The sequence below is a fragment of the Neisseria sp. P0021.S006 genome, assembly GCF_051956895.1.
Genome location: NZ_JBQCWZ010000662.1, coordinates 1 through 753, shown reverse-complemented (window position 1 = coordinate 753; position 753 = coordinate 1). Strand labels below are relative to the sequence as shown.

At 51.0% G+C, this 753-nt stretch carries 2 protein-coding genes; one reads left to right on the top strand and one right to left on the bottom strand.

The features are described 5' to 3' along the window. Window positions 1-465: arginine--tRNA ligase domain-containing protein (gene argS / locus ACTHUM_RS16330; RefSeq protein ID WP_440403468.1), on the top strand; the 465-nt coding region annotated here is incomplete at its 5' end. A 154-nt stretch (window positions 466-619) separates the two neighbouring features. Here argS and ACTHUM_RS16325 read toward each other — a convergent pair. Beyond that, a partial coding sequence (locus ACTHUM_RS16325) for an STAS/SEC14 domain-containing protein (protein ID WP_440403469.1) occupies window positions 620-753 on the bottom strand: 134 nt, incomplete at its 5' end.

Genomic DNA, 753 nt, shown 5'->3' with positions numbered 1-753 from the left:
ATTGCCCGAGTTGTCGGCATCGGCGCGGTCAAATACGCTGATTTGAGCAAAAACCGCACCAGCGATTATGTGTTCGACTGGGACGCCATGCTCTCGTTTGAAGGCAACACCGCTCCTTACCTGCAATACGCCTACACCCGCGTGCAAAGCGTATTCCGCAAAGCCGGCGAATGGGACGCAACCGCGCCAACCGTTTTGACCGAACCTTTGGAAAAACAACTGGCCGCCGAGCTGCTGAAATTCGAAGACGTGCTGCAAAGCGTGGCAGATACCGCGTATCCGCACTACCTCGCCGCCTACCTCTATCAAATCGCCACCTTGTTCAGCCGCTTCTACGAAGCCTGCCCGATTTTGAAATCAGAGGGCGCAACCCGCAACAGCCGCCTGCAACTGGCGAAGCTGACCGGCGATACGCTGAAACAAGGCTTGGAGTTGTTGGGCATTGATGTATTAGATGTGATGTAAGTTTTTGAATAAAAACGATGAAAGGCCGTCTGAAACTTTGCAGGTTGCAAGGTTTCAGACGGCCTTTTTATACTTTGAAAAATATTGTGATGCCGTTGTTTGAGTCTAAGCGTTTTTATATTTGCTCAGGTAATGCGTTCAGACGGCCTTATCTTTATTTCAAATTGCTTGCCAACAACCAAGCCTGTGCTTCGGTGGCGTCGCTGAAATATGTGGGATGTTGGTTGGTCAAAAGGCTGGAAAGGCGCGCGCCGAGTCTGATCCAGATGTCGTCGGTAATGACGGCAA